10 protein-coding genes are annotated in these 9,750 nt (G+C 45.5%); 6 read left to right on the top strand and 4 right to left on the bottom strand.

Going from position 1 to position 9,750, the window contains the following annotated elements; genetic code table 11:
* Nucleotides 1–353: 353 nt before the first annotated feature.
* Nucleotides 354–527, bottom strand: coding sequence for a DUF1350 family protein (locus QUB56_RS37580; RefSeq protein WP_445243443.1), 174 nt, complete (start codon nt 525–527; stop codon nt 354–356).
* Between the two features lie 126 nt (nt 528–653).
* Nucleotides 654–1,448: a hypothetical protein gene (locus QUB56_RS35395; RefSeq protein WP_332961036.1), complete on the bottom strand. Its 795-nt coding sequence runs from the start codon at nt 1,446–1,448 to the stop codon at nt 654–656.
* Between the two features lie 417 nt (nt 1,449–1,865).
* Here QUB56_RS35395 and QUB56_RS35390 point away from each other — a divergent pair, with 417 nt between their 5' ends.
* From QUB56_RS35390 to QUB56_RS35365, 6 genes are all read left to right on the top strand, one after another.
* On the top strand, nt 1,866–2,084 hold the full coding sequence (locus QUB56_RS35390) for a DUF3285 domain-containing protein (protein WP_332961035.1): 219 nt from the start codon (nt 1,866–1,868) through the stop codon (nt 2,082–2,084).
* 207 nt (nt 2,085–2,291) lie between these two features.
* Complete coding sequence (gene ybeY / locus QUB56_RS35385; protein ID WP_332961034.1) at nt 2,292–2,828, top strand: rRNA maturation RNase YbeY; 537 nt, start codon at nt 2,292–2,294, stop codon at nt 2,826–2,828.
* Between the two features lie 161 nt (nt 2,829–2,989).
* On the top strand, nt 2,990–3,499 hold the full coding sequence (locus QUB56_RS35380; protein WP_332961033.1) for a diacylglycerol kinase family protein: 510 nt from the start codon (nt 2,990–2,992) through the stop codon (nt 3,497–3,499).
* A 205-nt stretch (nt 3,500–3,704) separates the two neighbouring features.
* Entirely contained in the window at nt 3,705–4,292 is a 588-nt protein-coding gene (locus tag QUB56_RS35375) for an aminodeoxychorismate/anthranilate synthase component II (RefSeq protein WP_332961032.1), read from the top strand.
* A 307-nt stretch (nt 4,293–4,599) separates the two neighbouring features.
* Nucleotides 4,600–5,382, top strand: a complete 783-nt coding sequence (locus tag QUB56_RS35370) for an MBL fold metallo-hydrolase (protein ID WP_332961031.1) — start codon at nt 4,600–4,602, stop codon at nt 5,380–5,382.
* A 165-nt stretch (nt 5,383–5,547) separates the two neighbouring features.
* A complete protein-coding gene (locus QUB56_RS35365) occupies nt 5,548–6,177 on the top strand; it encodes a fasciclin domain-containing protein (RefSeq protein WP_332961030.1) in 630 nt (209 codons plus the stop codon).
* 369 nt (nt 6,178–6,546) lie between these two features.
* On the opposite strand, the gene QUB56_RS35360 is transcribed toward QUB56_RS35365, so the two are convergent.
* Together QUB56_RS35360 and QUB56_RS35355 are read right to left on the bottom strand one after the other, a co-directional pair.
* On the bottom strand, nt 6,547–7,482 hold the full coding sequence (locus QUB56_RS35360) for a cobalamin-binding protein (protein WP_332961029.1): 936 nt from the start codon (nt 7,480–7,482) through the stop codon (nt 6,547–6,549).
* Between the two features lie 77 nt (nt 7,483–7,559).
* Nucleotides 7,560–9,750 (bottom strand): phospholipid carrier-dependent glycosyltransferase (locus QUB56_RS35355; RefSeq protein ID WP_332961028.1); only part of this gene is annotated, 2,191 nt, incomplete at its 5' end.

Below are 9,750 nucleotides of genomic sequence, written 5' to 3'. Positions count from 1 at the left end.
GGAATAGCGCTCTCTGTATTGCTGATATCAGGAGCAAGTAATAAGGAGGGCTGACCTTTAATTGAAGGTCGGTCGATACCCTGATTTTCGATTAACCTTTGAATCTGGTCGCAGTCAGGGCGATTCCCTACGGGACAGCTACGCTTCACGGAGAATTTATCCACAATATTTGGACACCGATCGTCGCTTAAAAGTTCTCAAAGAGCAATGTACTTGCATCCCAGACTGTGACCGACCCAAAAATAACTCGATGGTTCTTGATAAATTTCGCTTTCATAGCCTAATAATTGAGCAATTTTGGTCAGTTCTGTTCTCAGTATCTGCTGCTCTTTTAATAACCCAATAGCGATCGGCTAGTGGCGAAAAGTAAATCTAAACGGCAAAGCAATTACGGTATAACCTTCTTCAAACAACTGCTGTAAAAAATATCGATAAAACAAAGTTGGCAAACTACCAAAAAAAGTTCCACCAATAAATTGAACAACACCTTTGGGCTGCGGATGAATAGCGACCCAACTAAAAGAAATAGGCGGAAATTTAAATGAGTTCGACCTTTGAATAAAGCTCAGTGAGAGTATAAGTGGGCGTAATTAAACGTAAGTAACTGTAGGGTGGGCATTGCCCACCCTACAGTTACTTACTCTTTAACAGTTCTAGATGCTAGACATTCTGATAGGAACATCTATTTTTTCCATCACTGTATTTAGGTCTTTCAAATTGACATCACTGGCATCGAGTTGGGCTAGCAGTTGCACTAGCATTTGAGCTTTTTCTGAATTGTCGGCTTTCAAACTAGCCAAGTCCAAAGTACCGTTGCGTAACTTTTCCAAAAGCGGATCGAGCGTTGGCCCGATGAGGAATGGCATGATTGGTTCAGCAGGTAATTCGTTCAAGGCTTTTCCACTGGCGATCGCTAAAGTGTAATTGATTTGATCGAAGTCGGGTGAAGGATCAGGTACTGTTGGGAAACCATTCGGCAAGAAAGTACCGCGAATTTCGGGATTCAATAATACCTTGACTGGTGCTGGCAAGGGTCGAACCGGAAATATTGGGCGCGATAGTGAGACATATCCGCGCACTTCCAACAAACCTGGAGTCAGAACGTCTGGCAGTTTAGGCAACAATTCAACAGATGCTGTTTTGTGAGCGGGTATTGTGAAAAATCCGCTATATACCTGAGGTGAAACCTGAGTCAGAGGTATAGTGGTGTTAGCGCCTTCAACATCAACAATTAAGACAGCGTTGTTGAGCAAGATTTTATTCGGATCTGCCGGCACGGGTAAGCTGACGGTAAAGCCAATCCGATATACCACGCTGATCGCTTCGAGATTGGTGATGGTGAGAAAGTATCCCTGAACGACTCGGCGAGCCACTGGGAGGAGTGCTGGAGGGAGGCCAACTACAGGCGCGATCGGCTTTGCGAGGATTTCAAAGGTGGAAATTTCCATGTTGTTTTCAGAGTAATTTAACTTTTTGGGTTCGGAAAAATTTGTTTGTGTTTTTCCGTTGCTATATCTATGAATAACTTCCGGTCGCGGTTGGTTAACAGTCGCTTTTTCTGGTGACACTTATTAGAGTTAACTCAAGTGAGTGTCGCTTGAGTGTGGGACTTGACAATTGAAAAATTTTTGTTAAACGCTCAGGAACACGGATCGGGAATTTAATTTATCCTCGTGTATCTGAAGATGAAAATAAAATATCGAATCGATCGTCAGCCCGCACATTAATCTGTTGGTACAATCCCCTTCCAGGGGCCCGGGGCGATCGAAAAACTAAAAATAGCTACACAAAACGTTACATATTTGTTAATATCGGGACGAGCCTGTCCTCAGCAGCGCCTCTGTTAACCTTGTAAACTAACCGCTATGAGTCAACCTCCATCAGCACTTCCCGCCTCCGAAGAGTCCGCCGAAACCCCGACAGCCCCGACAAACAATGCACCTCCACCGAGTTATGTCAAGCTGGCGATGCGGAACATGGTTCGCAAGCGGGCGACTTCTCTGTTTCATTTTGCCTTGACAGCGGCCGGACTTTTAGGCGTACTCGTCGGTTTGGCATTTCTCGATCGATATTTCAATTCTTAATTGGGGATTCAAACAATCAGCCTCTAATTTGCGCTGATGTTTTTCATCTTTCTTAATCGGGAGTTAAGGTGATGGTGTTCCCGGGCTGTTGCAATCTTCAACAGATTATTGTAATGTGCCTGCTGAAAGCAAAAAGTAATTCTGCTCGATCGCGCAATTGGAGATTGTAAAAAAATTGAATATATCGCTTGACAGGAGATTATAAAAATGCTAATCGAGGTGAACGTCGAAGACTGTTACGGGCGAAGCCAGCAGTCAGCCGACGCTTCCAACCTCCCTGAAAGTGCAGCCAGCGGGGAGATTTCAGCCGAAAAATGGGAAAATTGGTTTAGCGTTTGGCTGGAAAACCAGGAGGCGGATGTGCCAGTGGCTCCGGGCTACGAAGTCAGTCTGCGTTTAACCGACGATCGCCAGATGCAAGGACTCAACCTCCAGTACCGCCAGCTCGATCGACCGACGGATGTCCTAGCTTTCGCAGCTTTAGAGGTAGACTGTCCTCAGCTAGAGGAAATGCTGTCGTCTCAGCCCTTATACTTGGGTGATATCGTGATCTCGATCGATACAGCTCAGCGACAAGCCCAGCAGCAAGGACATTCCCTGAAGACCGAACTAGCTTGGCTCGCAGCCCACGGTTTTCTGCACCTTTTGGGGTGGGATCACCCGGATGAAGAAAGTCTGACTCAAATGCTCGATCGACAAGAAACATTGCTGCGGGCGATCGGTCTTGCGATCGAAACAGCATAACTGAAGTTGATGGTTACTTAACAAATCATGTCAAGCCCAACATAACTTTCTGAAATTACACAAAAACTTTAGTAAAAACTTAGGAAAGTTACCGAGACTTGATGAAATTAATTTGAAAAGTCTAGCTTTCATTCATCTCTGGAACTTAAAGTTGGTTGTTTATGACACTAAATAAACCCTCAATTTCATCAAAAATCGCACAGTTTCTGCCCATGCCTCAAGACTCTTCCAGCCCGACAGTCCACGAGTCTAAAAAAGCCTTGAAATACAACCGAGATTTGTCCTGGAAAATCGCATCTAGCTTAGCTACGAGTTTTATATACGCTTGGGGGGGTCTGAGTTATGCTTTTGAAACTCAGCGAAATTTTCGGATTCACACTATTATAGGAACATTGGCGATCGGACTCGGGCTATTTTTGCACTTGAAACCTGTAGAAATATCTGTGGTAGGTGTCACCATTGGCATAGTTTTAGCAATGGAACTGTTGAATACTGCGATCGAATCAGTGGTAGACTTGACCGTCGGGCAATCTTGTCACGACCTAGCCAGAATTGCCAAAGACTGCGCTGCCGGAGCAGTTCTGGTATCGGCAATGGCTGCGATCATCGTCGGTGCTGCACTTCTGCTTCCTCCTTTGTGGGCAGTCGTTCAAATTGCGATCGCCCGTTAGTAACTTATTGGGCGATTAAGAGCCCTATAGCTTGGCTTCACGCAAATTTTAGGTTTTAGATGACCAATTTGAGGCTTTTAGTTTTATTTGTCTATATTGCAGCTATTTTTCTATTCGGCATTTCTCTAAAATCTTGAAACCCTTGCTTTCAGGCAGCGAGTCAATCTAAAATCTAAAATCTCAAACCTAAAATCTAACTTAACCCGTGATTATAGTCATCGATAACTACGACAGTTTTACATACAATTTGGTACAGTATCTAGGAGAACTAGGTGCTGAGTTGCCGGTAGCAAGCGAAGTGCAAGTCTATCGCAACGACCAAATTTCCCTAGCCGAAATTCGCCAATTGCAGCCAGCAGCAGTGGTGATTTCTCCAGGCCCGGGCCGGCCGGAAGATGCGGGAATTTCTCTGGAATTAATCAAAGAATTGGGGCCGACTCTACCAATCTTAGGCGTGTGCCTCGGACATCAAAGTATCGGTCAAGTATTCGGAGGCAAAATTGTTTCTGCACCCGTGTTGATGCACGGCAAAACTTCTCAGGTAGAACACGCAGGAGTCGGAGTTTTTCAGGGCGTCGAATCGCCGATGATTGCAACTCGCTATCACAGTTTGGTAATTGAAAAGCAGAGTTGTCCAGAAGTTTTAGAAATTACGGCTTGGGTTGAAGACGAAACTATTATGGGCGTGCGGCACCGGGAATATCCGCATATTGAAGGTGTACAGTTTCACCCGGAAAGTATTTTGACGACTGCAGGAAAGCAATTATTGCGAAATTTCTTAGAAAGACTTTAGTTGAATTTCTCTGAATTTGTAGGGTTCGCTCTTATAGTACCTTACGGTGAGAGTAGGGTACACATTTTCGCACCTGAACCGCCCCAAAAATGATACAATCCCCCCACTCCTGTCGTGGTGAACCTCAAATTTTAGACTCCTGTTCGAGATTTCAGATTGAATGCTGCAAGTAAATCTAAAATCTAAAATCTAAAATCTAAAATCTAAAATCTAAAATCTAAAATCTAAAATCTAAAATCTAAAATCGACTGACGGTGTTTTGTGGTATAACAGCAAACGACCAACCCCTGACAACCCCAACCACAAGATGAAACGGCGACAATTAATACGTTACGCACAGACGGGTTTGCTAGCAGCTTTAGCAACTGGCTTACCATCTGGATGGGAAAGCTATCAAGCTCAAACTGCTGATGCTTTGTCGGTTCAGTGGTTGGGCCACACTTGCTTCTTGTTCGCCGGAGGCGGTGCAAGGGTGCTGGTGAATCCTTTTCGCCCCCTGGGCTGTACGGCAGGCTATCGCTCTCCTAAAGTGCCAACAGATTTGATTCTGATTAGCAGCCGGTTGCTTGATGAAGGGGCGATCGACGGATTTTCCGGCAATCCCGGCATTTTGTACGAACCGGGGGCTTACAAGTCTAACGGACTGCGGATTCAAGGGATTCGGACCCAAAAAGACCGTGAGGGAGGAAGGCGATTTGGGGTCAATGTGGCTTGGCTGTGGCAGCAAGCGGGCGTTAAGATTTTACACTTGGGCGGAGTTGCTGGCCCGATCGGCATTGAAGAACAAATCTTGATCGGGCGGCCCGATGTAGTGCTGATTCCCGTGGGCGGCGGGCCGAAAGCTTACACTCCGGCCGAAGCGAAGCAAACTTTGCAACTTCTCAAACCGAAGATGGTGATTCCCACACATTTCAAAACCCAAGCCGCCGATGCTGCTGCGTGCGATTTGGTGCCGCTAGATGAATTCTTGGCGCTGATGGAAGGTACGCCTGTGCGCCGATTGAATAATGACACTATTTCGATCAAATCTGCTGACTTACCCCAAAGTGGTTCGGTGATTGAGGTTTTGAGTTACAGATTTAGCGGTTGATGCCCGATTTCTCAGCTTGCGTTATAGTAAGGAAGTTTTGGTCGATCCCGGATCGAAGAGAATTTTCTCTCTACCTTAGCCTCTGGCAACCTTGCTTTTTGTCGAGATTGGGCTAATATAACAATTCATGTTCACTGTTTTATCTCATAAGGAAATGCAAGGGCAATGAAAAATCAAAATTTACCTAGCTGGATGAAACAACTCACAGGTTTCGCAGGAGTAATCGGCGCTAGCGCGTTGATTGGTTTCCCGGCTTGGGCTCACATCAACTCCAACACGAATGTTGCTAATGCAACTCAAACTCAACAAGTTGCAGGAAATGTGAAAACCGCTGCTTCACCGGCACCAAAGGCTGCTTCACCGGCTCCAACTGCCGCTGCTAAGGATATTGTTGCTATTGCATCTGGCGACGCTCAATTCAAGACGTTGACCAAGGCTTTGGGATCTGCTGGTTTGGTTACAACTTTAAAAGGCAAAGGCCCTTTCACTGTGTTTGCTCCGACTGATGCGGCATTTGCTGCTTTGCCAAAAGGAACTGTGGATGATTTGCTCAAACCTGCAAACAAAGCCAAACTTACTAAGATTTTAACTTACCACGTTGTTCCCGGTTCAGTTGTATCTACTAGCCTGAAATCCGGCGATGTTAAAAGTGTTGAAGGCAGCTCGCTGAAGGTGGCAGTTAACGCAGGCAAAGTTACTGTCGGCGGCGCTAATGTTGTGAAAGCTGATATCAAAGCTAGCAACGGCGTTATTCACGTAATTGACAAGGTGCTGATGCCCCCTGATGTGAAGTAAGACTAGCGGTTTTTGCATCAATTGATGTCAGATTCGGTTAAATTAAGGTGAAGTCCCCGACACGGCAGAAGTAAGGACACAGCAGTGCGGTGGTTCTACAGAAATAATGTGTAATTAACCGAATTTGATCTGACTGGCAATTAAGTGATATCTGGTGAAATACAGATATTCTGTACGGACACAACATTGTTGTGTCCTTATTTTTATGGCACACAATGAAGGCGAAGGTCCGGACACGGCAGTGCCGCTTCCCTACAGATATTTGGTTAAGTATAGATATTCTGTAGGGACACAACATTGTTGTGTCCTTATTTGTATGGCAGGCAATTCAGAATTAATATAGATAAAGCTTTAGCTAGCTGCGGGTACTTACAAAAAGGGCTGCCAACCCTTACCCCGATAGCCAAAATCGAAGATTTCGGGATGGAGAATTTCTGCTAAAATTTCTAACGAATCAACCAATCTCGGTCCCGGCCGATTAAAGTAAGAATTGCCGTCAGTTATGTAAACTTTCCCCGTTTTTACTGCTTGCAGCTTAGGCCATTCTGCGTATTTAGTTATCTGCATTGCTTCGCTGCGAGTTCGGCTTAAATCAAAGCCGCAAGGCATGAAAATAATTACATCGGGATTAGCTTCTACTAGCGATTCCCATTTTAACCAAGGGGAATGTTCCCCGACAATTCCAAATAGCGAATTGCCGGACGCCATTGCCACTAATTCGGGAATCCAGTTACCCGCAGCCATCAAAGGCTCGATCCACTCGATGCAAGCTACTTTGGGTTCTCTCTCTTTTGTGGTAAAAATAGATGATGCTTGTGTTTGGGAGATAATAGCATCGATGCGGGATTGCAAAAGGTCGATCGCACTTTTGCCATCTACGCCCAAAGCATCAGCAACTCGCTGAATATCCGTCCAGATTTCTGCTAGCAGATTCGGCTGCAAAGAAATAATTTCCGGCTTGCTATTTACCAGGGTGCTTACCGCTTGTTCAACCTCTGTTAGAGAACAAGCGCAGACTTCACATTGAGCTTGAGTAATAATGTGAGTAGGCTGCAATTTTTCCAAAGTATCTATTTCTACTTTATACACGCTGAGGGCATTTTGCAACAATTCTGTCACGCGGTTGTGAATTTCGCTGCTAGTTCCTTCGGGATTGAATTTAGGCTGAGTGCAAACAGGTAAATTTTGAATTTCTGGGGGATAGTCGCATTCGTGGGAACGGCCCACAATTGCATCGGTTAATCCTAAAATTGCTACAATTTCGGTGGCACTGGGAATTAGAGAGACAATTCTTGGTTGGTTCATTGGTTTTCTGTTTTTTACCGATTCGGAAGCACAGGCGAAGCACGGGCGTCACGCCCGTGCCACAATAAAAGGGATTGTTAAATTTTTAGTTTTTTTAAGTATTGCAAATCTTGCCATGCTTGAATGAGATTACCTTGCATCAGAGCCGCTACACCGTTTAAAATTCTAATTTCCGGTAGATTGGAGTTGAGAGCGAGAGCAGGTTTTAAGGCTGTTTGAGCGGCTTTGGGATGCCAGCCGTAAAGCTGGACGAAAGCGAGATAAGCATAGGCGTATGGGTTTTTTGAGTCGAGTTGGGTAACTTTTTCTAAGGCGCCGATCGCACTTTTGACATTCTGCTGCAATACCCGAGAAAATGCCAAAGCATAAGCCCATTCTAGATTATTGGGTTCTTGCTGCAACCGATATTCTAAGGTTTGTTCCGCTTGCACGGTATAATCTTGAATTGGATCGTACTGATTGATGCGCCCAATCTCCTCGAACACGGGTTCTAAACCTGGCAATCCTTTGGGTAAATTAACCGCCATCGCCCGCAATTGAGTCACCAAATCTAATTCAGGCTTATCTCTATTATCCTCGTCCCCAGGCTCTGCCTGGAAACGCATATCCCGAGGCTCGGCCTCGATCTTAACACTAACTGCCGGCACATTAATCGGATAAGTTTCGCCGGTTGTCCGATTTAGATAAGTAGCTTGCAGATTGTAAGTTCCCGGTGCAATATTAGCAGGAGGAAGCATCGCCGTGCGATCGACAACTCGAAACCCCACAGCAAATTTATCTGCTTCCAGCATCCCCGGATGCAAAGTCGCCTGGGCGATCGCGCGATCGTGTAAAATCCTGAAAGTCTGTCCCGGTGGAATATCGCCAGACTGCTGATTTTGCCACGTTACCAACACTAAACCAGACTGCAACTGCTGCCAAGGTCCAGACCAAGTATAAGTAACCGGTAGGGCCACTCCGGGAACTGCTTTTGCAGCGACAGTAACTCGATCTAATTGTACTTGCGATCGCGCTTCATTCAACGGCTGTATTTCGACAGGCTGCACTCGCTTGCGATAAAGATTTAAATTAGTATAATCTGGCAAAACCCAAGTTTTTTCTAACTGGAATTTATCACCTTTTTCAATCGCGGTTACGGCTGCATTTTGAGCTTCTTTAATCCGTTCGCGAATCGAACCTTGCGAGCCAGTTTTGGTTAAAAACCAAGAGAGCGATCGCACATCTTGCGGCACTTCTTTTAAATTTGTTCCCACCTGCCTCCCGTAAACCTGAAAATTAGCCAAAGCACCGTAAAAATTCAAATTATGCTGATTAATTTCCGGCGTCGAAGGCAACACGCCTAAAGTAGATTGCAAATAAGGTTCCCGATCAATAATTTCGGCAATTACCTCTCGGTGCGGCCACTCTTTCCCCAAGTAAGGATAGTTAGAATTGCCGGGACTGATAATTTGGACTAAGCTATTTCCCAGAGCACCTCCCAGCGGCAAGATATGGAACAGCATCGCCAGAATGGCCAAGCCAATTGTACCCCAGCGAATTTGTCGTCCCCACCGAGAAGGCCACAGCGTTAAACAGTAGGCTAAGAAAATAGATAAAACTGGCAAATAAGGTATCACATAGCGGTCGTCTTTGTTGATATTTAGAGAATTAATTAAATAAGCTCCTCCCCAGAAAACAGCCAGCCACCGACAGGAGTTGAGATAAAAGATGGACGAACTATCTTGCCGGCGACGCCAATAAAGTATCAATCCTACTAAGGGAATAAGTAACAGAGGCCAAGAAATGTGTTCGGGTAAGTGCTTACCGTAGTAAATCCAAGCGTCGATCGTATTGATGCCCGGATCTCCTTCGGCGATCGCAGAATCCAGCGTTGCCCGTTTTCCCCCGGTCAAAATTAACAGCCAATTGGTTTTCGCCCAGGGCCCAAACACCGCCACCGACAGCAACAAAGCACCAGTTAATTGACCTAATCTCCCCCAAGCTTTTTGCCGCACAGCACCCACAGCCAACCACACAATCGGGGTAAACAGAAATAATACGGTAGTGTGTTTAACTAATATTGATAAACCGAGAGAAATTCCAAAGGCGATCGCCCAAAAGAAAGACGACGGGGAGAGGGGGAGATTGGGGGAGGGGGAGACGGGGAGAGGGGGAGAATGGGGAAAATCTTCCTTGATTTCTCTTCCTTCTTTCTTCTTCCTTCTTCCTTCTTCCTTCTTCCTTCTTCCTTCTTCCTTCTTCCTTCTTCCTTCTTCCTTCTTCCTTCTT

This window comes from Microcoleus sp. AR_TQ3_B6, assembly GCF_036702785.1.
GTDB lineage: Bacteria > Cyanobacteriota > Cyanobacteriia > Cyanobacteriales > Microcoleaceae > Microcoleus.
This window is presented reverse-complemented; position numbering and strand designations above follow the sequence as displayed.

Coding starts and splice junctions, on each gene's coding strand:
- QUB56_RS35380 (WP_332961033.1), top strand. CDS start 2,990: ATGACACTAAATAAACCCTCAATTTCATCAAAAATCGCACAGTTTCTG.
- QUB56_RS35365 (WP_332961030.1), top strand. CDS start 5,548: ATGAAAAATCAAAATTTACCTAGCTGGATGAAACAACTCACAGGTTTC.
- QUB56_RS35395 (WP_332961036.1), bottom strand. CDS start 1,448: ATGGAAATTTCCACCTTTGAAATCCTCGCAAAGCCGATCGCGCCTGTA.
- QUB56_RS35360 (WP_332961029.1), bottom strand. CDS start 7,482: ATGAACCAACCAAGAATTGTCTCTCTAATTCCCAGTGCCACCGAAATT.
- ybeY (WP_332961034.1), top strand. CDS start 2,292: ATGCTAATCGAGGTGAACGTCGAAGACTGTTACGGGCGAAGCCAGCAG.
- QUB56_RS35370 (WP_332961031.1), top strand. CDS start 4,600: ATGAAACGGCGACAATTAATACGTTACGCACAGACGGGTTTGCTAGCA.
- QUB56_RS35390 (WP_332961035.1), top strand. CDS start 1,866: ATGAGTCAACCTCCATCAGCACTTCCCGCCTCCGAAGAGTCCGCCGAA.